Annotated in this window: 22 protein-coding genes; 11 read left to right on the top strand and 11 right to left on the bottom strand. The window is 56.0% G+C overall.

Going from position 1 to position 24,338, the window contains the following annotated elements:
• Window position 1: 1 nt before the first annotated feature.
• Window positions 2-1,597: an ABC transporter substrate-binding protein gene (locus G6L01_RS23925; protein ID WP_070166154.1), complete on the bottom strand. Its 1,596-nt coding sequence runs from the start codon at window positions 1,595-1,597 to the stop codon at window positions 2-4.
• Window positions 1,598-1,780: 183 nt separating this feature from the next.
• A complete protein-coding gene (locus G6L01_RS23920) occupies window positions 1,781-2,014 on the bottom strand; it encodes a hypothetical protein (protein ID WP_139190377.1) in 234 nt (77 codons plus the stop codon).
• A gap of 116 nt (window positions 2,015-2,130) precedes the next feature.
• Here G6L01_RS23920 and G6L01_RS23915 point away from each other — a divergent pair, with 116 nt between their 5' ends.
• The 4 genes from G6L01_RS23915 (at window position 2,131) to fic (ending at window position 5,544) form a co-directional block, all read left to right on the top strand.
• Window positions 2,131-2,373, top strand: a complete 243-nt coding sequence (locus tag G6L01_RS23915; RefSeq protein WP_272951069.1) for a helix-turn-helix transcriptional regulator — start codon at window positions 2,131-2,133, stop codon at window positions 2,371-2,373.
• Window positions 2,374-2,560: 187 nt separating this feature from the next.
• Entirely contained in the window at window positions 2,561-2,776 is a 216-nt protein-coding gene (locus tag G6L01_RS23910) for a type II toxin-antitoxin system ParD family antitoxin (protein ID WP_337692744.1), read from the top strand.
• A 122-nt stretch (window positions 2,777-2,898) separates the two neighbouring features.
• Window positions 2,899-3,978 carry a nucleotidyltransferase family protein gene (locus G6L01_RS23905; protein ID WP_070165809.1) on the top strand — a complete coding sequence of 360 codons (1,080 nt, stop codon included), beginning with the start codon at window positions 2,899-2,901 and terminating at the stop codon, window positions 3,976-3,978.
• Between the two features lie 465 nt (window positions 3,979-4,443).
• Window positions 4,444-5,544: a protein adenylyltransferase Fic gene (gene fic / locus G6L01_RS23900; RefSeq protein ID WP_070166153.1), complete on the top strand. Its 1,101-nt coding sequence runs from the start codon at window positions 4,444-4,446 to the stop codon at window positions 5,542-5,544.
• 80 nt (window positions 5,545-5,624) lie between these two features.
• Here the strand turns inward: fic and G6L01_RS23895 are convergent, their stop codons facing one another.
• From G6L01_RS23895 to traA, 8 genes are all read right to left on the bottom strand, one after another.
• Window positions 5,625-6,167, bottom strand: a complete 543-nt coding sequence (locus G6L01_RS23895; protein ID WP_070165807.1) for a GNAT family N-acetyltransferase — start codon at window positions 6,165-6,167, stop codon at window positions 5,625-5,627.
• 121 nt (window positions 6,168-6,288) lie between these two features.
• Window positions 6,289-7,701 carry a hypothetical protein gene (locus G6L01_RS23890; RefSeq protein ID WP_070165805.1) on the bottom strand — a complete coding sequence of 471 codons (1,413 nt, stop codon included), beginning with the start codon at window positions 7,699-7,701 and terminating at the stop codon, window positions 6,289-6,291.
• On the bottom strand, window positions 7,698-8,777 hold the full coding sequence (locus G6L01_RS23885; RefSeq protein ID WP_070165803.1) for a class I SAM-dependent methyltransferase: 1,080 nt from the start codon (window positions 8,775-8,777) through the stop codon (window positions 7,698-7,700). The genes G6L01_RS23890 and G6L01_RS23885 overlap by 4 nt, the downstream gene beginning before the upstream one ends.
• A 224-nt stretch (window positions 8,778-9,001) precedes the next feature.
• Window positions 9,002-9,742, bottom strand: coding sequence for a helix-turn-helix transcriptional regulator (locus G6L01_RS23880; RefSeq protein ID WP_081344105.1), 741 nt, complete (start codon window positions 9,740-9,742; stop codon window positions 9,002-9,004).
• Between the two features lie 39 nt (window positions 9,743-9,781).
• On the bottom strand, window positions 9,782-10,414 hold the full coding sequence (locus G6L01_RS23875) for a TraH family protein (RefSeq protein ID WP_070165801.1): 633 nt from the start codon (window positions 10,412-10,414) through the stop codon (window positions 9,782-9,784).
• 11 nt (window positions 10,415-10,425) lie between these two features.
• Window positions 10,426-11,544, bottom strand: coding sequence for a conjugal transfer protein TraB (locus tag G6L01_RS23870; RefSeq protein ID WP_070166151.1), 1,119 nt, complete (start codon window positions 11,542-11,544; stop codon window positions 10,426-10,428).
• Window positions 11,545-11,581: 37 nt separating this feature from the next.
• Window positions 11,582-12,112: a conjugative transfer signal peptidase TraF gene (gene traF / locus G6L01_RS23865; protein ID WP_070165799.1), complete on the bottom strand. Its 531-nt coding sequence runs from the start codon at window positions 12,110-12,112 to the stop codon at window positions 11,582-11,584.
• Window positions 12,109-15,411 carry a Ti-type conjugative transfer relaxase TraA gene (traA, locus tag G6L01_RS23860; RefSeq protein WP_070165797.1) on the bottom strand — a complete coding sequence of 1,101 codons (3,303 nt, stop codon included), beginning with the start codon at window positions 15,409-15,411 and terminating at the stop codon, window positions 12,109-12,111. Before traA ends, traF begins: the two co-directional genes overlap by 4 nt.
• Window positions 15,412-15,666: 255 nt before the next feature.
• On the opposite strand from traA, the gene traC reads away from it, so the two are divergent.
• From traC to traG, 3 genes are read left to right on the top strand one after another with little or no spacing between them, the layout of a single operon-like run.
• Window positions 15,667-15,963 (top strand): conjugal transfer protein TraC, encoded by a 297-nt coding sequence (gene traC / locus G6L01_RS23855; protein WP_070165795.1) that lies wholly within the window; start codon window positions 15,667-15,669, stop codon window positions 15,961-15,963.
• Window positions 15,964-15,967: 4 nt separating this feature from the next.
• Complete coding sequence (traD, locus tag G6L01_RS23850) at window positions 15,968-16,183, top strand: type IV conjugative transfer system coupling protein TraD (protein ID WP_070165793.1); 216 nt, start codon at window positions 15,968-15,970, stop codon at window positions 16,181-16,183.
• Window positions 16,170-18,116 carry a Ti-type conjugative transfer system protein TraG gene (gene traG / locus G6L01_RS23845; protein WP_070165791.1) on the top strand — a complete coding sequence of 649 codons (1,947 nt, stop codon included), beginning with the start codon at window positions 16,170-16,172 and terminating at the stop codon, window positions 18,114-18,116. Before traD ends, traG begins: the two co-directional genes overlap by 14 nt.
• A gap of 302 nt (window positions 18,117-18,418) precedes the next feature.
• Here traG and G6L01_RS23840 read toward each other — a convergent pair whose 3' ends face one another.
• Window positions 18,419-18,628, bottom strand: coding sequence for a hypothetical protein (locus tag G6L01_RS23840; RefSeq protein ID WP_070165788.1), 210 nt, complete (start codon window positions 18,626-18,628; stop codon window positions 18,419-18,421).
• A gap of 357 nt (window positions 18,629-18,985) precedes the next feature.
• Between G6L01_RS23840 and G6L01_RS23835 the strand changes: the two genes are divergently transcribed.
• From G6L01_RS23835 to G6L01_RS23820, 4 genes are all read left to right on the top strand, one after another.
• Window positions 18,986-19,243, top strand: a complete 258-nt coding sequence (locus G6L01_RS23835; RefSeq protein WP_070165783.1) for a WGR domain-containing protein — start codon at window positions 18,986-18,988, stop codon at window positions 19,241-19,243.
• Window positions 19,244-19,633: 390 nt separating this feature from the next.
• Window positions 19,634-21,859, top strand: a complete 2,226-nt coding sequence (gene tssI, locus G6L01_RS23830; protein ID WP_070165781.1) for a type VI secretion system tip protein TssI/VgrG — start codon at window positions 19,634-19,636, stop codon at window positions 21,857-21,859.
• A gap of 10 nt (window positions 21,860-21,869) precedes the next feature.
• Window positions 21,870-22,940 carry a DUF2169 family type VI secretion system accessory protein gene (locus G6L01_RS23825; RefSeq protein ID WP_070165779.1) on the top strand — a complete coding sequence of 357 codons (1,071 nt, stop codon included), beginning with the start codon at window positions 21,870-21,872 and terminating at the stop codon, window positions 22,938-22,940.
• Complete coding sequence (locus tag G6L01_RS23820; protein ID WP_070165777.1) at window positions 22,937-24,331, top strand: DUF4150 domain-containing protein; 1,395 nt, start codon at window positions 22,937-22,939, stop codon at window positions 24,329-24,331. Before G6L01_RS23825 ends, G6L01_RS23820 begins: the two co-directional genes overlap by 4 nt.
• The last annotated feature ends 7 nt before the right edge of the window (window positions 24,332-24,338 follow it).

The raw sequence follows: 24,338 nt of genomic DNA, 5'->3' as shown, positions 1-24,338 counted from the left end.
CCTACTCCGTCGCCGCAAGTGTTTGCATTGCGGTGGTCCAGCCGCGAGGATGGGCCACATAAGACGCGACGCGCGGACCGTAACCGATGATGTGATGGAAGTGATAGAGGGGAATGATCGGCTGGTCAGCCATGACAAAGTCGGTCGCCTCCGCCAGAGCTTTGTTGCGCTCAGGGCCTTCCTGTAGACCCTCTGCCTTCAAAAGCATCTCATCAAAAGTCTTGTTCCGATAATGTCCAAAGTTCAACGCTCCGGTACCCCGCTCAGGATCGGGTGATGCAAGCAGCGCATCGAGAATGATGTCGACCGCCTCGCCAGAGGCTCCGCCATACCAGACGGCATATTCACCTGCAGATCGCTTGGTGTTGAAGACCGAGAACGGCGACACCGCTGGCTGAGCCGACACGCCGATACGTGCCCAGCTTTGAGCAATTGCCTGCAGACTCTCGCTATCTCCCGGATAGCGACCAGCGGGTCCTGCAAGAACGAGATTAAAGCCATCTGGAAAGCCCGCCTTGGCGAGCAGCGCTTTGGCTTCAACATAATTTGGCGCTTCTGGTTGCAGATGTGCCGACGTGCCGGGCAGACCATTGGGGAAAATCTGCGATGCGGGTGTGCCGTAGCCTGCGAGAATCTTCTCAACCAGAATGCCGCGATCTGTTGCCAATGCTAGAGCACGCCGTATCAACGGATTTTGAAAAGGATTAGCGATTGTCCCGCCTGATTTGCTCGTGACGCCGGGTAAGGTCTCGCGGGCCACGTCAAATTGCAAAAAATTGACGCGGGCGGCACCAATGTTGGCAATTTTGGCACCACGCTGTTTCAGGGAGGCGACATCACGCGCAGGGATCGCATCCGCCACATCAACCTCACCCGTCGAGAGAGCGGCAACACGTGCGGCAGGGCTTTCAATGATCCGGAAGGAAACAGCCGCCCAAACTGGCTTGTCACCCCAGTAATCGTCATTTCTGGCAAGGTGCAATGCCTCGCCGGAACTCCAGTTCTGAAACCTGTAAGGCCCCGTCCCGACTGAAGCGCGCGCTGTGTTGAGTTCATCCGTTGTCTGGAACCCCTGCCCCGCCCGATGCATTATAAAAATCGAAGACAACAACAGTGGTAAATTGGGAATATTGCCATTCGTATCAATGACGACAGTGAGAGGGTCAGATGCTGAAACTGCCTTGATCCAGCTCACATAGGAACGAAAACCTCCACTGGGTGATTTTACAAAATCCCTTATCCGCTCAATCGTATAGACGACATCATCTGCGGTGAAGGGCGAGTGATCATGAAAACGGACATTCGGCCTTAGCGTGAATTCCCATTGCGTCTCAGTCGGGGCACGCCAGGAGACCGCAAGACCTGGCTTCAAATCCAAACGCTCGTCCTGATAGACCAGCCGGTCATAGATATGGGAAAGCAATGCAGTATTTTCGTTGAGGTTTGCGTAATGCGGATCGAGCGTCATCAGCTTATAGGACGTTGCGATCCGAAGAGGCTGCTGTGCCCATGCGGGTCGCCATGGCAAGCACGAAGATGCAACTGAGATCAACGAAGCTTTTAGAACAACCCGGCGAAGCGGATTTTGCAATTTCATCATTATGTTCCCTTTTTTGGTTTTGACGCAGCCGACAGCATCGCGCTGGAAAACTACCGGCGACGTTTCAATGCTCTGGACAATGTCCAGCAAAACTCGAGGCGCGATACAAGGAATGGTCAAAGGCAATGTCCCGCGCGATTGCGCACTGCACTGACCTCGGCTGTATCGTGTGTGGGGAAATCAGCCCACTGCTGCGGGATCCTGAGAAGTCTGCTGCCCTCCAGGCCGGTGCCAAATCTGTCGCACCGCTACAGACTGTTTAAACACCGTGGGGATTAACCGGCATTCATCATTTGACGACGCAATGATCGCCACCTTGGCGACGCGTTCTGTGGGAAACGTTGTTCCATGCAAGGATTGAAAATGCTGCCGCGTGACCGAAGGCAAAGTTCTGCTATTATCGGAATCAGCCATGATCCGAGCTCCATACAGCTAGGGCGTGGTTAGGCCGAGTAAGTGTTGCCGCACTTACTCGGTCGATGAGTGCAATGTTCCCTACATAATGATAGAAGTCAATCAGAAAGTTTGTCTTGGCTAGCAAGAATATTACAATTGAGCAATGCCGTGGTGCACGGGCCATGCTGGGCTGGAGTCAAGCGGAGCTTGCTAAGGCAGCTAACGTGTCTCGTCAGACAATTGCTGACTTCGAACGTGGGGCGCACATGCCCATAAGCAACAATCTGACGAGCATAATTTCGGCTTTTCAAACAGTGGGGATTGAATTCTTCAATGACGAGGGAGTTGGAATTTATTTCAAGAAGTCAAAATCGTGAGGGTTGAGAATGCTCGAAGACATCGCGCTGCCGCTCCAAAAAATGCAGAAATTGGGTGCTCCCTCGCCAAATTACCGCCGCGTATAAGCGATAGTCGCTAACTACCCTCAACCCAGGCGATAAAAAGCCATAGAGAGGTATTGGCATGGCATGCAGCGCAAATCTCGGACAACACCTTTAAGCATATGTGTCCAACCTCATAAAAGCGGGTTGTTACAAATCATGCAGTGAATTTCCGCGCAAGGGAATTCGTATGATTGAGGAACGGGAAAAACGGCTTGCGGCGCTCGATATTGCAATTGCGCGAGGCGTTGCAGATGCCGATGCTGGCCGGAGCAAGCCAATCCATGACATCGGCAAACGGTTGACCACCAAATATCAAAAAATGGCGGAAGGTAGATGAGCCGACCTGAATAGAGAACATCCCCGTGCCTCGTTTTAAAATTGAGACCGATAACATTTCATCCGATTTGCCAAAATCAACGAACTATACTAGATTTGAGGAAATGTTATAGGACGCCTCACATGAAGCAAATCGATCTCATGTTCAGGACGATGGTTGCGGAGTTGCAGCAGCGGACTTTCGATGCGCAATGGTCGGCCGACTTCCCGCCAACAGGACGTTTCGTCAAGGTGACGGTCGACAATCACGCATACTGGTATTTTGATCAACCGAACGGAGAAGGCGGTCAGAAACGCCGATATGTCGGGCCGGTCGATGATGAGGAAATCACAGCGCGGGTCGAGACCTTCCGAGGCGAAAAGGACGATTACCAAAACCGCCGAAAGATGGTGGCGGCTCTCACTCGTGAGGCTGGTTTGGTTGCTCCTGATCGCCTCACTGGCGCGGTCGTTGAAACCCTTGCTGCGGCCGGGCTCTTCCGGCTTCGAGGTGTCCTTGTCGGCACGGTCGCATTCCAGTGCTACGCCGCTCATCTCGGTATCAGATTGCCAATGGCAGCGATCCTCACAGGTGATGCGGACCTCGCTCAAGATTATGCGATCTCAAGCGAGGTCGAAGATTCGATTCCGCCAATCCTTGATCTCCTTCAGGGCGTCGATCCGTCCTTCCGAGCACTACCCAAAATTTCCGGTTCCCCCAACTCTAATGCTTTCCGCAATTCGTCTGGTTATCGGGTCAAGTTCCTGACGACAAATCGGGGAGCTGAAGAATATTCGGATCAACCGGCTCAGATGCCCGCTCTTGGTGGGGCCGCGGCCGAACCCCTGCGGTTCATGGATTTCCTGCTGCGTGATCCCGTTCGGACGATCCTGCTGCATGGTGCCGGAGTTTCGGTCGTGGTGCCCGATCCATGCCGGTATGCCGTCCACAAGCTGATCGTCGCCGGTCGTCGCCAGAATGATGCCGGGGGTAAAGCAAAGAAGGATAAGGATTTGCGGCAAGCTGGAATGCTGTTCGAGGCATTGCAGGAAACGGGCGAAGGGACAAGCCTGGCTGAAGCTCTTCGCGAGGCGTGGGATCAAGGTCCGTCATGGCGCAGCTCGATCATGGCTGGCGTTGATGCGGTCGCCAAGCAATATCAACCGTCAGTCCATCAAGCCTTCGGCATTCTACCCACCGATGAAATAGAAAAGGCCCGCTGATCCGGCGGGCCTCGTTTGCATAGCAGGGTCGCTGATACCGTAGCGGCAACACCAACGCACCGCCCTCAAAATGGCGTTGTTGAATCGATCGGATTCCGGTTGAATAACAACGCCCATGCCTGCTGCCTTCGCCGTAGGCTTACGTCTATTCCGATTTTTTGGGGGGTTGATTGGGCATGTGGGCCGCCGAAAATCGTGGTAATTGCAACCCCAGGCGTCACGTCTCAGTGATTATTGTGAGTATAATCGCTTGCATTCAAGCCGCCTGAACCAGAGGCTCAACCACGGATCCTGACTTCGCAGCGGTACGCTTAGTCCGTTTATCCGCATCTTCTACATTTGTGGCACCCCTTGTACCCGCCACAATATGTCGTTAAAAACCAATTTGATCGACACGATTTTCTGATATGTCGATGCTGACGACATGTGCGATGCCACATGTCGATAAAACCAGGATTGATCGACATGATATTTCGCCCGGAGTTCCCCTATAATGATCTCCCTGCGCTGCCCCCGAAAGACGACGTCGAAACGAAGGCAGTCCTCAAAGCCTGCATTGCGGCGAGGGCGTCACTTGCCGAACTCCGCATATCAGGACAACTCATCCCCAATCAGTCCGTCCTTATCAACTCGATCCCGTTGCTTGAGGCTCAGGCGAGTTCGGAAATAGAGAATATCGTCACCACGACTGATCGACTGTTCCGCTTCGCCAACGAAACTGGAGACCAGGCCGATCCTGCAACGAAGGAGGCACTGCGGTATCGGACAGCCCTCAATGAAGGATTTCAATCGCTCAAAGAGCGCCCGGTATCGACGTCCACTGCGGTCGCTGTCTGCCGCAGGATCAAGGGCGTTGATCTGGATATCCGCTCGACACCCGGCACGGCACTGATGAATGAGGCGACAGGTACGGTGATCTACACCCCGCCGGAAGGACAGGACCTGCTACGAAACAAGCTGGCCAACTGGGAGCGATACATTCACGAAGCAGAAGATATAGATCCGTTGATCCGACTTGCCGTGATGCACTACCAATTTGAGGCCATACATCCTTTCATAGACGGCAACGGCCGTACTGGGCGCGTGCTAAACCTTCTCTACCTCGTTGATAAAGGCCTGCTGGATATCCCTGTGCTCTACCTAAGTCGATACATCATAGGCAACAAGCGCGACTACTATGAGCGACTTCTGGCAGTCACCACCAAGGGGGCCTGGGAAGACTGGATCCTCTACATGCTAGAAGCTGTCCGTGACACAGCCGATTGGTCAACATCACGGATTCGAGCCATTCGCGATTTGCTTGACCAAACAGCTGAACGCATCCGTCGTGATCTCCCGAAAATCTACACGCGTGAACTGGCTGAAGTGATCTTTGTCAATCCTTATTGCCGGATCAGCGACGTCGTAGATGCTGGCATTGCCAAGCGTCAGGCGGCATCCGTCTACCTGAAAGCGCTCGCTGACAACGGCCTGCTCAAAGAAGTGAAGGCGGGACGAGAGAACCTTTACATCAATCCGGCATTGCTCGCCCTTCTGCGCGACCGGACATCGGCTCGGTCCGAATAGTAGAACCTCTTGGCCCCTACAACATGTCGATAAAATTCCGCTTTATCGACATCTACGATGCCACATGTCGCACCATCGCATCACCTGCTCAAGGAACCGCTCTGGCAATGACTGGGATATTCATTGAACAGACGCGCCATGCGCACTTCATCGACAGCCCTGCCCTCATCGAGAAACCCACGCGGATTGAGGCCGATGTCTGTGAATCCATTGCGCCGGTAAAAGCGCAACGCCTCCAGGTTGTCAGCACTTGCGCCGAGCTCAATCTGTAAAATTCCCTTGGCTTTGGCAAAATCGATAACTGCACCAAGGAGTTTTCTGGAAAGACCAGTGCCACGAAAGCGCTTTCGAATATATACCATCACAAGGGTAGCGCGATGCGCCATCTTTTTTGGACGAAGTCGCGACAGCCCCATAATGCCAACCGGTTCATCATCGCTGAATGCGATAAAGATGTGATCCTGTAATCTTTGGTGCCAATCGTCATCTGAGAGCTTTTCCCAATCTTCAAACCGGCTGGCAAAAGATGCAGGCTCGCATGCAAGAGCTTCCAGACGAATACGTCGAAAAACGGCAATGTCTTCGTGGGAAATGCATCGGATTAGCAGCGTTTTGGCTTCCATGACCGGCCTCCTAATATTCAATGAGCCTCTCCCGAAGACATTTCCGGCCATTGGGATACCCACCCGTCGGAGACATTTTCGTAACCTTCTCAATCGGCAACAATTCGCCTTTGCGCGCAACCTATACCCATTGCCACTCCGCAGACTGCAGGTTGACGGCCTGATCCCGGATATGCGCTGACATCTGCGCCCAAATCGGATCCTTGGTGAAACTCGCCATGTCTCCAGCGCAATCCTTAAGCGTGCGAGCACTGTATTGGGCCGCAATCTGCATCACTGATCCATGTTTTTCGATTTCAAGCAAGGGATCGCCTACGGTTGGGCGCAAAACGCGGTGCCCCCATACGCCCAAGCACTTGTCGGCACGCATTGTGTCGAGGAGTTGCCAATCACCTGAGAATTGGAGTGCCGTCGCGACCAGATACCGCATAAGAGGGTAATATACAGTCTGACGACAGCCGCCGAGCACACGGGTGCCGGGGAGGATTGAGGTGATCAAAAAGGTTGTCAGAAGATTCGGCACCAGTTTGCGCTCGCGCAGCGCGGCCGCAAGGTGTTCAGGCTCAAAACGGACCTTAAACGTGGACGAAGGCCCACCTGAACAGACACCTCGTTCCAGATGCAGAGGGAATATCCGCCCATCCTGTAGCCCCCAGAAGAAATCAGTCGTTGGGCGGACCCATCCTGCCCATGCCCCCGCATTCAGATGATCCATCGTCCGCATTATATTATTTGCGAAAGGGTCATGCTCATTCAAACGAGCCGAAAGCCATGATCCGCTGTCTTCGAGATGGTCGGCGACCAGATCGGCAACGTCGAGATCATCAACTTGCAACAGTCGTATTGACGGAGGAAATGAGCTCCGCCAGAGGATCTGATTGGCGGTCTTGATTGCCTCTGCGGCAGATGGAAATGCGCGATCAGGCAAGATTGCCTTCAATTGCGAAGCCAGAGCATTGGTGGCTTCATCGCCTTTCTGTGCTGCCAATTCGAACCGATACGGTCCATTTTGTCCGCAAATGCTGTAAGAATCCATACGCCTGCGGGGCAACCCGAAGACATTCACCGCATTTCCATTGAGCGAAAGCCATCCGGGACCTTTTTTCGCGCGCTCAATAAACTTCACCGTCGAGGCGCTGTACCATATGTGCCATCGGAGACCATGGGCTGCGAGGCCAAGCGCGCTGAACAGATGTGTGTAGAATGCATCAGGCTCGACCAGCAAATGACAGTGAGGTCCGGTTTGTATAATGGGCGATTGTGCTATTTGGTGGCTGACACGCTCTACATCCTCATCGCTTGCTCCAGACCTCAACGCAGCCCGCACAATACATCTTTGTAGCCGCACCATGGCATCCTTGCGCACGGAACCGTCGCCTCTGATGACTGTATCATAAACAGTGTATGCGTAGTGTTTAAGCGGAAGCGCCCAGAATCGCGTAAGATCGGGCATCAGAAACGTTAATGCCCGCATGACCTCATCCAGCGTCGCGTGATCGCAATTGACGTGGGATGGCTTTTCTTCCTGTGTCATTCACTTACACCTGAGGACGTTCCCGTTGTGGCCTCGCCACGAATTGAATGCGGTGTGCGCCAGGTCCAGTCTGCCCGGATGGGATCTTTTTCATCATTGATGATGATGCGTGGTAGCGGCTCATAGCAAAACTCTTCTGGTATCGCCGGCCTTAGCATCGACGCGCAAAAATCGCGGATCGAGCCCAAGGAATTGGATGAGACAATCGTGTAGAAATTCCCACTGTTCCAGGTGACAACGCTGTACCGAAAGTATGATTGGAGAGCAGATCCCGAGGTTTCGAGATCGACCTGAAAATCTACCATCGTCTCAAGCACATCGCGCTGCTTTTCGATAATCTGCGCGGTAGAAAAAAACTTCGATTTGAAGATCTCATCCTTTTGAATCTCACGCGCAAGATAGACGTCTGGTTTTGGGTTCTTAAGCTTCTGCACCTGTACCAACACCCCGCCTTCGCGAAGCCTTGGTGCGATAAAGGCGGTTTGATTTTCTCTGTCGCGCCCATACATCTGAAACGTCGTGTCCTCGAGCAGGATATCATATCCATCCCGGAAGGGACGAAGAGCCTCATCCGACGCATAGCGCTCATCATCCAGCTCAAAGAATGGACCATGATAGAAGCTGGCATCATCGCTTCCTCGCTTGGCAAAAAAGCAAACACGATTACCGTTCGTCGGGCTGCAATTGAGCGTTTTCAGGCGTCCGTCCCCAAGCCTTGCCAGCGCTCTGGCAAGGGTGCCAGCACCAGCACCCAATGTGTAAACTGTCGCAGCACGCCCACTGCGCGCCCATGCCTTGTGGCCAAACGACAGAATCGCAACGGCAAGGCGGCACTCTTCCTCCAATCTATACGGGATGCTCGCAAAATAATGACTGTCGAAATGACCCCATAACCGCCGATGAGTGTCCCAGAATGTCATACAATCCAGATCGTAACACAGCAGATTCATCGCAGGCTCTGGTACACCCAGACCGGGTGACCCTCCCTTGCCACTCGCCGTTCTTTCGAAAAAGGACGCAAATGCGTTGAGACGCGGCGCTTTTTTCCACGCCTCTATGGTCAGGCTGTCAGCCATTGCATGCTCCTTGATACTGAGCCAAATGCAGGGGCCAACAGCAATTCGGTTGCCGAATTCGATGCATGACCACCTCGCCAATTGCGTGGCTCTAGGGGGCAATTCAGAGCGATCAAGGTCCGCAACAATAGGGCTCAGCGCAATCTATCGATTTCGATAGATTGACGGACAACGCAGCATTTCCGGGACGACGAAATTGAACGACAGTGAAAAGTCTGCTCAGACTATCGCGTCTGGATTATTTCCAGAAAGCTTGCTCTGGCGATCGCCTGATACATTGTCCGAGCATTGAGTTTGCCTCGACCTGATCTGAGATAAAGGCGGACAGCACTCTCCGAGAGCTGCAACTGCGATGCAATGCGCTTGGGCACGATGCCGCTGGCCAGCAGTTGGAGGCACTGTTGCTCACGTTTGGACAGCGTGCGGTATGCGTTCGTTTTTCGTAACCTCGACACCGTGAGAACTTTCTCGTGAAAGAAATGGGAAAGGACCAGAAGATCGTTTTTGCTCGATGTCCGTAATGCGCGCCATTCTCTTCCCAGAAGATTCGAAGTCGCTGAAAAAAGACTGCGCTCACCACCGGGACCTCTGATGGGGACTGTCAATCCATTGACACCAACACCGAACGCGTTCGCCTCCTTGAAAAACGCACGCGCTGTTTCAGAGGTCCGTTCGATGCCGGACCAATCGTAGGGAAGGAAGCCTTTCTGTGAGAATTGAATGACGGGGTCACTCTCCAGGTAATTGTTCCGAAGATAAAGAGAAGTCCATTCCTCTGGATATGTTGCACAAAACAGAGGCTCGATGTTTGGGTGGTTTGCGGGCTTCACCAGCAAAAACACCAAATGGGCGAAACCGTACCGATCACGCACCTCAGAAATAGCTGCGTTCAAGTCATTGACGCTGCCAGCCCTTCGCACAGTCTTCAACGAAGAAAGCAAAAGCATCTGTTGCTTAAGTTCCATTGATTTCCTCCTCTGATTGAAATCAGCACAGATGCTGGATCATCTGGAACGACCAATTCCGGAAAGGTCGACGCGGATTTCTGCTCTATTGGGGTCGTTTTCGGCATCGGCGTCTGACATTTGCGATTGTTCATGACCCTGGCGTTGATGATTGACATCATCCGTCGCCTGCTCCGGCGGCCAATTTTGGATTGGCTCTAGCAATTTTATGTCTTTGGGATCGGGTGCCCGAAACACCGCCACCCCCTCGAAATACCCCGTCTCCCAAGCCATGATGGCATCGTCGAGTACCTGCGGCAGCACATCGTTGTTGGTTGGATTGCCATACCATTTGGTGACGATCCGGTAGACCTTGGCAAACAGCGCCGTGCCCATGCTGATGTTCGTACATGCATCGACGAGGTCGGGCTTCAGTTGCCCGGCCTCCAGGATGCCGAGGCCGGCGGGATATTGAGTTAGCCCAACGCGCACGGTGTTGCGGCCGAGGTTGTTACGGATCAGCGTCAGGGCATCATCCGGTGTCGCGGGCTTAGGTGCCAGAATGGCTCGGCTCCCAGAGCGAACCGTAATAAAGAGTGGATCCTGGGACCCTGCCCGTTCGATGAACTGCTCGACGATTGCGGGTTTTAGAGCAGGATCGGCGCATTGCTGGATAAGGGCAGCATCGACCATCGGGAAATCTCCTATGTGTTGAATGCCATGATGACGGGCACGCCGAACAGCCTGCCCCAGGCAGTCACGCCTGCTTTCTGGATGGCAACGATCGAGGTGCCGTCAGTCCACCATCCGTTGCCTGTGGCGACGATGATATCAGGCGAATGCAGCATCGATTGCAGAACCGGCCAGAGGATGAGTTGTTCGTAACAGATCAGCGGAGCGATCTTCTGGCCGTCGATATCGACGGTCGGATTTCGTAAAAGGTCAGCGCGTGCGCCTCCACCCTGCCCTGTCCAATCGAGCCACGGCTGCCACATGGAGACCGGGACCGGCATCCGCTCTCGATAGAGAACACGGGCGTCGCTGGCAGAGATAGCCACCATGACGTTGTCATAACCGGTCGCATCGATGACCGCTGCACCGGCGATCACGGTGACGCCGGATTCCTGCAAGCCATCCTGCCAGAGACGTGCTACGGTCGGCGTCCAAAAGCCGAGCGCACTCTCCGGCAAAACGACGAAACGAGCCTTCTCGCCCGCCATCGCACGTGCGGTTACGATCAGACTGCGTTGGTAGGTGAGCGAGTTGTCACGACCGAGTTTTTGCCCGAGCGCGAGATCGACCCCTTTCCATCTGTCTGGTACCTTGAGCTGCGTCCAGTTCGTGGCGGACCAGGCGTACAGTCCCACCAGGGCAGCGACCCCGATTTTCCACCTTCGACCGGTCATGACGACCAACAGGATCGCGGTTGCGCAGAGACCAAACCATCCCCATCCTGGAAACAGGATGCCGGCCGCGGTCAATGGATGCGCCCAGCCAATGATCCCAAATGGCGGCAGAGCCATCAGCACCATGGCCACCACATAACGTACCGCCCGTACCCTTTCCGTTTGCCTTGCCCATAGGACGGCATGCACGACGACGAAAGCAAGCGAGGCAACCGCCCAAAGTAGCAGGCCGGGCCAAAGATCAGCGGCGTAGAAATTGGCGACGCCCTGGGGCAAGCCGCGGGAAGCGGCGAGGAAGTAACCAGCTGAGACGGCAGCAGCGACCAAACGTGACGGCGATTGCCCCCAGAGTAGCGGGAACAGCATCCCGACCGGCAAGGTCATGATGTTTCCGCTCCAGCCGACCGTCCCCACCATGATCGACAGCCCGACCAGGACCGGTCCGCGCCAGCTGTCAGGGATCAAACGTGAGGATCGGCTTGGCAAGCCCGAGGAGCCCGCTATCGGGGATCGGTCCAAAATATCGTGAGTCATAGGAGCTCTCAAGGGATGAGTGGAGAAACAGGTACCCCCGCGGCACGACACCACCGGAATACGGGACGATCGCCCGCCGTTGCCCATCACTTTTTCGGAGGCGGGATGCGCCGAGCGGCACGCCATCGACTTCGATCGTTTCGCCAATGACGACGTGCTGGCCGGGGAGTGCTGCAACAGTCTTGATGAGCGGTGCAAAGCCGCTGGCACACAGTCCGCGCCGGAGATAGCCGCGCTGCCATGCCTCTTCGAATGTGGCTGTAGCCGGCGGGCAGACGAACACGAGATCTCCGACCGCGACGTCGCGGTAAAGCGCCTGGATGCGCCACAGCCCGAGTGGCTCGCTTGGCGTCAGGTTCAGTCGATAGCCGCCAATCCACCCGGTCGCGACAAGACTGGAGATGACCACGCCGACACCCGCCAGAGACAAGAGTAGCTGCCGCCGCCTCATTGCTTCAGCACCGGGTTCTGGCGCTGGATGAGACGCAGGTCTTCGGATTGCTTCAACGACTGCACGGTACGCTCATGAGCGCTAAGCTGTTGGGCTGTGCGCATCACCGGCCAGGCTTCCTTCAGACGCTCTTTCTGCTCTGGCTCCATTCCGTTTGAGAGCGTGTCGAAAATCTTGCCGGACGGTTCGCGCGCGGCATTTGTCAGCAGCGTGCGTTCCCCAAATCGCTGGGTGACGGCCTGGTTGAACCCGTCGATTTCCAGCTTGGTTTCATGATTGCTGAGCGCATACGCCATGGCCGCTGGCAGATCGTTACGGTCAATCGCATCGCGCACGCGCTCCAGCACCACATGTGCCGCCTGCGACAACGCTGGAATGTCGATCGATATGCGCTGGCGCAATACCTGCTCGTCAGCCTGTAGCCGCTGCACGGCAGTCTCGCGCATCATCAGATAGTGCTCAAGATCGCGCTTCAGGGCGGGGACGTTCAGTTCTGCGACGCGACGGTCCTCGCGGTCGGCCTTACTGGCGACAATGCCGGTCTTACCCTTCAATGGTCCGATGAATGCCGGCTCTGCTTCAAGCTTTTGAAGCACTTGGCGGGCGCTATCTTTATCGGCCAGCGCTGCATCGAAGTTCATCGCCCGGAAGGCAGTCTCGGGATCGGCATAGACGTAAACAAAGCGGGTCGAGACCTCTTCCCATTGTTTCTTGAGCGCTGGATCAGTGTCGAGCTTTTGCTCCGCCGTATCGGCGACGGAACTGGAAAATGTCTTGATGCCTGCGACCATAGGTGCTGTCTCCTTCATCGCTTGGGTTTTCGGGGATTGTTGGAGGCCAAAGCGCTCACCGATTGCACGAAGCCTCTGAGCAAGATCGGCAAGTCTGGTTTTTTGGCGTAGTGTCCAGTCGAGTTGGTCGCGCAGCAGCGTACGCGCTACCTGGACGATGTTGAGACCACGGTTTTCTGCATACCGCAGTGCCTCGCGATAGAGGTTTCCACGCTCGTAATCGAGTGTGGTTTCCTTGGCGTTTTTGCGAGAAAGAACCTTGGCGAGACCACCATTGAAGGCAAAGGATCGCGTCCCGTAATAAAGCTGCAAATCCTCGCGGTGGCGGGTCATCGCCACATAGGTCAGATGACGATCGAGCGACAGCGAAGCCAGCACCTTCACCCGGTCGACGGTCGCTCCCTGGCTTTTGTGGATCGTTGTCGCGTAGCCATGATCGATATTGCTGTAGAAGCGCTGTTCGACCGTCACCTGGCGGCGCTGATCGCCTTCTCCAACGACAGCGACGATCCGGTTCGGCGCCGCTTCGATGACATGACCGATCATGCCATTCTTGACGCCGAGCGATCCTTCGTTCTTCAGAAAGACGATCTGATCACCTACGTCAAAATGGCGGATGCCGTCGGCAGTTCTAAAGGCATGGCCTTCACCGATGAAGCCGCTTTCGACCAGCTTGTCACGCGCCATGCCGTTTAACATGCCCACGTCACGGCGCAGGTGAGCGAGGATTAACGTGGACTTCGCAGGGTCGTAATCACGGTACCAGTCGGAAATCAGATGGTCGGCGGCTTCGGCTTTCAGCGTCGACCCAAGCACCTTGCCTTCGCTCTGGTAGGCAGACAGCGCCCGAGCGACATTGCCACGCGCGAAATCAAGCGAGGCATGCCGCATCCAGTCTTCGCGCTGGCGATAGATCGTCTCCAGCTCGGCGTATCCGACGCGGTCGACGATGGCCCGAAAGGCGGCCCCCGCCTCGATCGGCTGAAGCTGCTCTGGATCGCCGACCAGCACGATCTTTGCCCCTGCCTTGACCACGGCATCGACAAAGCCCGCCATCTGCCTTGAGGCGACCATGCCAGCCTCATCCATCACGAACACGCATCTGTCGTCAAGTACATCACGGCCTCGGCCCCAACGCAGCTCCCAGGACGCAAGCGTGCGGCTCTGAATGCCAGCCTCCTTCTCCAGACCCTCAGCCGCTTTGCCAGCCAGTGCCCCGCCGACCACACGATATCCGGCCAGTTCCCCAGCCTCCCGCGCTGCCTTCATCATCGTGGTCTTGCCAGCGCCCGCACGGCCAACCACGGCAGCGATCCGGGCCGGACCGGCAATGTGTTCAATTGCAGTGCGTTGCTCGTCCGACAGACGCTCATGCCGCCTAAACGTCGCATCCAGCACAGTGCCAGAGACGGCACGACCCTCTCGGTTTGACAACCAAATGGCCTGCCGCGCCATCGTTGCCTCCAGCGTGATCATCCCCCGGGTGGTGTAGCGGGCCGTCACGTTGTCGCCAGTAGTGAAGTCGATCGTATCGCGCTGCAACCGGAGCACATCCGGGCTCTGGATGATGCGCGCCATCAACTGCTGAAACATGCCGGGATCGTCGATATAGCGATGCAGCACCTTGGCGACATCTCGCTCATCAAAGACGCTCTTCTCCCGAGTGATCAGGTCGAGGACGATCTCTGGGCGTCGCAGAATTCGACGGGTGTTCTCGCTTCGACGCTGCTCATTCAGCTCGATCCGCTCGAGCTGCGGACGCACGCCATGGCTTTCGGCCTTGCGCTCGACCGCTTTTGCGCCGACGCCGAGATGGATGGTCGGCTCCAGGTCTATGCCCTGCTTCTCGTAGGAGCGGCCATCGACACGAAGATCTATACCACTGAGCGCCAAGTGATGGTTCTGGCGTTCGAACCATCCATCGCGCAGGACATTGAAATCTTCGGTGGAGCCGGCCCAGAGTTCGTAAAGGATCTTGCCGGACTTGGTGCGGACCTGCTGGCCATCCTCACCTATGACCGCGACCTTCTTTGCTCCAAACCCATCTTCGGTGAGCGGGCGCAATGTGGTCATCAGATGGATGTGCGGATTGCCGGGATTGTCGTGGTAGACCCAATCGGCCACCATGCCCTTGGCAAGGATGTGCTTTTCCACGAAGTCGCGTACCAGTGCGATGTTCTGCTGGGCCGTCAGCTCCAGCGGAAGTGCGATGGTCAGGTCCCGCGCGAGCTGGGCATCGGAGCGCTTCTCGAAGGCCTCGACCTTGTTCCAGAAAGCTTCCACTGCACCCGATACAGAGCGATCAGCAATAAGGGAGCGGACCCATTTCGGGGCATCTACGGGGAGGACGAACTCCTCATGCACGAGGCCATGTTTACGGGTATAATCAATGGTGCGGGCCTCGCGCTCATAGTCCATTTTCGCACAATGCCGGTAGGCCGCAGACAGCACGGCACTGCGGCCGTCGCCGCGGCTGATGATGCTGGCTGAGAAATGGGCTATGGCCACAGCTAAAAGCACTCCCGGTTCGAATCTCGTTCGTTGGGGTCGACGACCCCACGACGGCCCACCAGGGCCGTGAGCAAGCACGTCGCATCAGCGACGTATAATTGCGCCCTTGGAGCCATTCCTTCGGAACGGCGGGATCATTCACGAAAGCATCGCCCTTGGCGATCTGCAGATCTGCAGATTCCATTTTTCGAGCATCCGGGGGAGACTTGGCGTCGCAAGTGCAACGCCACGACGCCAAGGAGAGCAACCGGAATGAAGAAGCCGTCATCGAAGATCAGGGAAGAAATCGCCAGATTACAGGACCAGCTGAGAGCGGCTGAAACACGCGAGGCCGAACGCATCGGCCGGATCGCGCTGAAGGCCGGGATTGGTGAGATCGAGATTGACGAGGCAGAGCTTCAAGCTGCCTTCGAGGAAATTGCCGGGCGGTTTCACGGAGGCAAAGGACCGACGACCGGAAAAGAGAATGGGCGTGGTGAAAAGCCAGATCGCGACACCCGCCCGTCGCTCGCGTCTGGCGCGGATGCGGGCGGGCCTGGTGAGGCTTGATCGGATGGCAAAGGGAATGACGACAGAGGCGCGCAAAAAGGACACGCGCGAAAAGATCGAGCTCGGCGGCCTGATCGTCAAAGCAGGCTTGCGATACGAGAAACGGGCGCTGCTGCTCGGTGTTCTGATCGATGCGAGCAAAAGGATCAAGGGCAATGAGGCGGAGCGATCGCGCCTGACGTCCATCGGCGTGGAGGCGTTTGGCAATGACGGTGAATAGGCTTTTGCTGTTCGTCTTGCCAGCGGCAATCATGCTTGCCGCGGTGGTCATGACATCCGGAATGGAACATCGGCTTGCGGAGCTCGGCTCATCCGCCCAGGCGAAGCTGATGCTGGGACGAACAGGCCTTGCCCTCCCCTACATCGCGGTCGCCGCAACTGGTGTCGTTGCGTTGTTCGCGGCAAATGGATCAGCCAACATCAAGACGGCAGGTGTGAGCGTCCTAGCCGCAAACAGTACGGCGATCATTATCGCGATCATACGCGAGACGATCCGTCTGACCGGCATCGCGGGCAACTTACCGGCAGGACAATCGGTTCTCACCTATGCCGATCCAGTGACGATGGTCGGTGCAGGCGTCGCCTTCGTCAGTGCAATGTTTGCGCTGCGCGTCGCGATCAAGGGCAACGCCGCTTTTGCTCAAACCGGACCTAAGCGGGTCGGCGGAAAGCGAGCGGTGCATGGCGAAGCCGACTGGATGAAGTTGCAGGAGGCGGCAAAGCTCTTTCCCGAACCCGGCGGCATTGTTATTGGCGAGCGGTATCGGGTCGACAAGGACAGCGTGGCCACCATGCCTTTTCGTGCCGATGATCTGCAGAGCTGGGGTGCCGGAGGCAAGTCGCCGCTGCTCTGCTTCGATGGGTCGTTTGGCTCCTCGCACGGTATCGTTTTTGCCGGCTCCGGTGGCTTCAAGACGACGTCGGTGACGATCCCGACAGCGCTCAAATGGGGCGGCGGGCTGGTGGTGCTTGATCCGTCCAGCGAGGTCGCGCCGATGGTCATTGAGCACAGACGCAAGGCTGGCCGGAGGGTGATTGTGCTGGATCCCACCCTTCAGGGAGTGGGTTTCAACGCGCTCGACTGGATCGGCCGTCACGGCAATACGAAGGAAGAGGATATTGTCGCCGTCGCCACCTGGATCATGACCGACAATGCACGCACAGCGTCCGCCCGCGACGATTTCTTTCGAGCCTCGGCCATGCAGCTTCTGACCGCACTTATCGCCGACGTTTGTCTGTCCGGCCATACCGACGAAAAGGAGCAGACGCTGCGCCGTGTCCGGGCCAATCTCTCCGAACCAGAGCCCAAGCTGCGTGGACGGTTGACCGATATCTATGAGCAGTCGGAATCCGACTTCGTCAAGGAGAACGTCGCTGTCTTCGTCAATATGACGCCGGAAACGTTTTCCGGTGTCTATGCAAACGCCGTGAAGGAAACACATTGGCTGTCCTATCCGAACTATGCTGGTCTTGTGTCGGGCGAAAGTTTCTCCACCGACGATCTCGCCGAGGGCGGAACGGACATCTTCATCGCACTTGATCTCAAGGTGCTGGAAGCGCATCCCGGCTTGGCGCGCGTCGTGATTGGCTCGCTGCTCAACGCCATCTATAATCGCAATGGCGATGTGAGGGGACGAACCCTCTTCCTGCTTGATGAGGTCGCCCGTCTCGGATACCTGCGCATCCTTGAAACCGCCCGCGATGCAGGTCGCAAATATGGCATCACGCTGACGCTGATCTTCCAGTCGTTAGGCCAGATGCGCGAGGCTTATGGGGGTCGGGACGCAACATCGAAATGGTTCGAGTCTGCATCCTGGATATCATTTGCGGCGATCAACGATCCTGACACCGCAGACTACATCTCGAAGCGATGTGGTGACACCACGGTTGAGATCGACCAAACCAATCGCACTTCCGGAATGAAGGGATCGTCACGGTCGCGATCAAAGCAGCTCAGCCGCCGGCCGTTGATCCTGCCGCATGAGGTTCTGCGCATGCGCAGCGACGAGCAAATCGTCTTTACTGCTGGCAATGCACCGCTACGCTGCGGGCGCGCCATCTGGTTTCGACGCGAAGACATGAAAGCCTGCGTTGGAGAGAATAGGTTCCACCCCCCCATACGACAACAACGTCCATTGCCACACCCAAAGTGACGAAGTCGGATGAAGACTGACGTGGTACGCTCCTGTCAACAGGGCGATCCATACCTATACGTTTTGTTCACATTGGGCGCGGCTACGTTTCTTTGCAACCAGTCGAGGCCGCTTCGACGTCGAGGTGTTTCGGCTCGGCTGTCGGCATCCAGCCTCGTGTATATCCGCAGCCCATTGCAACCGCCGCCAGCCGCAACTGTTCATGAAGATGGCGACAATCTTTGAGCAAAGTCCGGATGGCAGCCGTCGCGTCTCCATCGTGCCAAGCGATGAGATGAGCCGCCTCATCATGAACCTGGGGTTCAATTGGCTTTGTTTGCATGGCCCGCCCCGATGTTGAGAGTGAGTTGCTGGCCGCCGTATTTCCTTACCATATATGTCGGAGGACGACGTATCATGGCCTCTGCCTTGCGTTGCATTTCCAAGCGTTGAGCCATGTGTACCTCACGGGCGGCTCGTATCTTGGATATTTCCTGCCTGGCGTTTTGAATTGCAATGTCGGCTGTGTTCATGGTGGCCTCCGATCAATGTTCACTTTATGTTCTCATTATCGATAGAAAACGTCAAGCCTCAACACGACATATCGAAGATCCCCATTGCATGTTCGACGTGCATCTTATCAAGAGATTCCGGGACACCGCGCGTTTGGTGCCATCTTCGACGGATGATCTTGCGCCCGCAAAAGAGCACATTGGCCGTCATTGCGAATTTGTCAGCGGGATCGCGCTGCAACCCGAATGGGACAAAATCACCTGGCCCATTTCGGTATTGTCCAACAGCGGCGGTTCATAAAGGCTTTGAATCAATCAAGCCGTATCGATTCAGAAAAGTCGTTGGACGCAGCTCCAAGAGGAAACAACAATGCGGTCATGGAAAAAGACGCGAAAGACCTGGTTCATCTTCACCGCATTGACACGACGCAGAACATGCGACGCTTCTACTTGCTTGCAATCCAGCCAACGTTGTTTGGTGGCGCATCAGTCATTCGCAACTGGGGCCGGATCGGCTCAGGCGGCCAGACGATGATTGAAACCTTCGATCGCCAGGAAGACGCGGATTGGGCCGTTTCCCACCTCGAGCGCACAAAGAAACGACGGGGTTATTGCGAGGTCAATCGCCCTGAATAGCTGCCCCTTATTGTCGTGGCGCGCAATAAATGAGAATGAAATCATATTCGTTGCGATGAACGCACATGATTGATTTCGAAGATCATGCTGATTGATCCTCGAACTTACTCCGGCAGGGGTGTGCAGCTTTTGATGGCACTGATGGCACTGATGGCTCAGGATGCTTGGATTTTGGCCTGTTGCTCAACAAAAAGCGACTGTTTAAAGCGAATTGCTGCGAAAGCACAACCAGACAAAAATCTACAACCGAGACCTTGACCTTTTGGTAGGGTGATCTAGGTTCCAGATTTGATGTCGTGATTGCGACACTTGATGAGAGAATATTAGAATAGCCATTGCGTGGCCAGCAATACGATCTGTTGATTTTGAAAACGACATTTGGGGGCTTCCATGGACGACGTTCTGTCACCCACCGATTTCATTCAAGCGAGCCGTGTGCTGAAGGTCTCGTCGCCCTTGGGCGAAGACCAGTTGCTGCCTGAGCGGATGACGGTGGATGAAGGCGTCAATCGTCTGTTCGAGATTACTGTGTCGGTGCGGGCTAAGCGCGAGGCGGTGAAGCCTGAAGAGCTGATCGGCAAGCTGGTCGATGTCTCCCTGGAAATCCGTCAGGGCGAACTGGATGGCGAGGGCGTGCGGCGGCCTTTCAACGGCTTGGTGACGAACCTTTCCGAAGGCCCGCCAGTCACTCGGGGGTTGCGCTCCTACACGCTGACCATCCGCCCGCAACTGTGGCTGCTGTCGCGCCGCTCAGATTGCCGGATTTGGCAGAATATGACGGCCATCCAGGTGATGGAAACCCTGTTTTCCGAGCATGGCATTCCGGCCCCCGCATATGCTCCTCTGCATAGAACGCCGCCGTTGCGGGAATATTCAACGCAATGGAACGAGACCGATCTTGATTATCTTCTGCGCCGGTTCGAACAAGAAGGGTTATTCTACTGGTTTGAACACGAGACAGGCGTTCACCGCCTGAAGGTCAGCGACAGCAAGGTAGCCTGGGGCTCGCCATCGGCTGCGGCAGAAGGCGAGCAGAATGTGCGTCTTGCCCAAGGCTCCTCGGATCGCAACCATATCAACGAATGGATGCGGCAATTCTCCTATGTCCCTGGCCAGCGCGCCGGTGCGGATTGGAATTTCGAGACGCCCAGCACTGTGCCGCTGAATGTCACGCCGTCATTGATTCAGATGCCGGGCGCCAAGCAGCGCGAGCTTTACGAATATCCGGCCCGCATCAGCGATGTCAAAGAAGCCGAAGTGGCCGAAACCTTTCGGATGCAGGCCGTGGAGGCTGATCATGAGAGGGTGACGGGCCAGTCCAATGTGCGCTTTCTGGAAGCAGGACGCCGGTTCACGCCCTATGAGGAACCGCATCCGGAACACAAATACGAAGAGCATGTGATTACCCGCATTGTGCATCGGGTGGTGGACCGATCCTATGAGACGGCCAGCAATGAGATGGAATATGCCAACGCATTTGAGGCCATTCCCTCACGCGTTCCACTAACGCCGCACCGAGAGACCAAACGTCCGCGCATCGAGGGGACACAGGTGGCGATTGTCGCCGGACCATCGGGCGAGGAGATCCACACGGATCAATACGGGCGATTAAAATTATGGTTCCCCTGGGATCGGAAAGCACAGAAGGACGGCAGTGATACCTGCTGGGTGCGCGTCGCCCAGGCTTGGGGCGGTGGCAGCTGGGGTGCGCAGGTCATTCCCCGCATTGGCATGGAAGTGATGGTGTCCTTCGTGGATGGCGATCCGGACCGGCCGCTGGTTATTGGCGTGGTGCCGAACCCAAAGAACCCGGTGCCCTACGACCTGCCCGCCAACAAGACCCGCATGGTGCTGCGCTCCAACACCCATAAAGGTAGCGGCTTCAACGAAATGACCTTCGAAGATGAGAACGGCCAGGAGAATATGTTCTTCCATGCTCAGAAGGATCAGACGATCAAAGTGTTGAATAATCGCGTCAAACGGGTCGACGCTCATCAGGTCGAGAGTATCGGGCAGAATAAATCAATTGACGTCGGCCAGAATCATCAGGAAAAAATCGGCGGGTCTAAAAATGTCACCGTTGGCGGAGGTGCAAGCTCTTCTCTGTTCGCCTCTCTTGCCAGTATCGCGGCGGCTGGTGGCATAGACAGTAAGAATGGTTCGTCCGCTATCGGTCACGGTCTGTTGCAGGAATTCGCCGGGGCCATGGCTTCGACGGGAGTAACGGCGGAGGTTGCATCTCTATCGGCGAATGCGGATGTCACCAACGCCGGCAACTTCAGAACGGCAGCCGGCACGGAGCAGGCATCGACGGGATCGACCCTTGGCGGACTGTTGGGCAAAATTCTGCCGATCAGCGGCATCGTGAACACGGTGATCGAAAAATTTCGCTCCGACACCATTGGCATTGCCCGAACCGAACAAATCGGTCTCTACAAGAACACCACCGTCGGTCACACCATGACCATCAACGCTGGCGAGGAATTCATCATCAAATGTGGCGAATCCAAGCTGATGATGGACAAGGCTGGCAATGTCACGATCGTCGGCACCAAGTTTAACTTCGCCGCATCGGGACATGTCCAGATCAACGGCGAAGTCATCGATCTGAACTGAGGGCGCGTGCATGCTGGGAAAAAATCTCACGCGCCTTGCTGCCATCGGTTTCGAGCAAGCCCATCGCGATGGCGAGGATATGGGCGTGATCGCGGTGCGAGGACGTTATCAGGTCAACGCGGACGGCTCTCTTCAGCTCAGTGACCGGCAGGATATCGTGCTGGTGGATGAGTATGACGGCAATCCCCATACCTCGCCTCTGATCAAAGCTGCTGATCTCATTCCATTCAAACCGGCAAGCGACATCACGTTTCTCGGTGCAGCCTATGCGCCGGACGGGCGCGCCAAACAGGACTGGCTCGTTGCCGTTAAGGTTGGACAGCTTTCTCATGCCATTCGGGTGACAGGAACACGGTCCTGGGTCTGCACCGCAGGCAAATGGCGCTTGTCAGATCCACAGGAGGCGACCGAGGTTCCGATTGATTACCGATTGGCAGCCGGCGATGGCCACATCGAAGGACTGGGTTCACCCAGCGTTCCCGGCAATCCGATAGGCGTATCGAGGCCGACGCCCGAACAGGCGTTGTCATCCGCATCAGTGCCAGCACCACGCATCGATGACGCCGAAGAAGACTATTCAGATCCATTTTTTGCACGCAAGCCGCTAGGCCTCGGACCGGTGGCGCCATTCTGGTATTTTCGCCAGAGATATGCGGGCACTTATGACGACGCTTGGCAGGCGCATCGACATCCGCAGCTTCCCGTCGATTTCGACTATCGGTTTTATCATTCGGCCCATCCGTCGATGATCTATCCAGGTTTTCTGGCGGGCGACGAGATGGTGGAGATGGCGAGACTGACGCCTGGCGGCGGGACGTTCAAGTTCGCGCTCCCTGCGCTGCGCCCTGTTGCGAGCTATCGGTGGCGCGACGGCCGCCAGGTTGTGGTGCAGCTCAACCTCGACGGCGTGCATATCGACTTTCGCAATGGCGCCCGGAACGTCGATTTGACCTGGCGCGCCTGGCTGCCGATCTGCCCGAATTTTCTATGTATCAACCTGTCAGACAGGCCGTTTGCGGATCAGGAAGCGGCCAGCCTGCCACGCGCCAGCCTGCATGGACTGACGGAGGCTGCGGCATGAGCTATCCATCGCAAGAGGCAAGCCGCGAGACGCGATTGGGTCTGATCATCTCGAAATATCCTGATGTTTGCCGCTCGCCGCATGCCTGCGTGCCATACAATATTATAGCCTACCAATCCGACGCAGCCGGCACGGCCGCAACAGTGCATATGACTGGGCAGCGCGCCCACAAGCAAAATTCGGTTGTCACGAAATGCTTCGGCGACGAGCCGGGCGTGGGTCTTGGCGTCAAATCGAACACTGTTGGCTCTGTGTGCCATCGCAAAACTCATTCGCGCAATGTCCGTATCGAAGGCCAATGGGCCACCCGCGACACCGACGAATGGTATATGAACAACAAGAATACCGTCGGTAAACTTGTTTGGTACACGGGGTCGAAGGATTTTAAGCCAACGCCTCCTTTAGAACAACCGTCCGCTAGCCGGAGCCAGGAAGGTCTGGTCATGAGCGATGCGACGCCCATGACCTTCGAACCTGGCAAGGAATACGCCTTCAACGATACGACCGGACAATTTACAAAACCCGCCCAAACCCAGCCGACCGATACGAAGCAGACAGCGTCGGATGGATCGCGATGGTGGACCATCATCAACGGGCTTAAAAACATCCGAGCGATCAATCCGAGCGGTGCAGGCGCTATGGAGCTGATGGGGGCGGCTGACTATTATCTGAAGCAGAACGTCAATGAGCCGACGGACTGGTTGAGTCATGGCTTTCTAAAGACACAACCGACTCACACGAATACTCCTATCGATAATGGTGTCCCAACCGACACGGCCCCGACCGAACCTGGAAAGAAGCAGGAACTTGAGGAAAAGCAAACGACGGCGCCGGCCAATGGGCGGACGGACGGAAACACCAAGATCACGGGGCAACAGAAGCGCAAAAGGGAGTGCCGATGCGTTACAGGCGCCTATGATGATATCAAGAATGTCTGCGGTGTCGAATGTGGTTCTGATTATCAGGCGCACCATATCGTGCCGGATTACACACTGCGTTACGGTAATCGTGCAGAGGCCGAGAAAGGGCAGAAACGAATTCCTGGATTGCCAACGTTCGGACAGGGACCGTCGATTTGTTTGAAGGGATATAAGGCAGACGCGGGGAGTGAACATGGACTGGCGCATCAGGCGGATGACGAGATAGCTCTGAGAGGTTCAGGAGGCAGCACGCCGCAGGGGACTTTGGATATAGACAGCATAACGGACATCTCCGCTCTCACAGCTATTAGTGCTACACAGGGTGAATGCACCTTGGAGATATTTCAGGCTCTAAGAAAACAGCCGTCGTTGTTTTCGGACATATTAGGGAGGACAACGATAATGCCACCAGTTGAGGGTACTGAAACCTACAACATTCTGTCAAATGGTACCCGTGCTACACACCACTAAGAGATTT

The sequence above is a fragment of the Agrobacterium vitis genome, from assembly GCF_013337045.2.
GTDB lineage: Bacteria > Pseudomonadota > Alphaproteobacteria > Rhizobiales > Rhizobiaceae > Allorhizobium > Allorhizobium vitis_B.
Note: the sequence above shows the minus strand (reverse complement) of the source record. Positions and strands in the feature narration are given on the sequence as shown.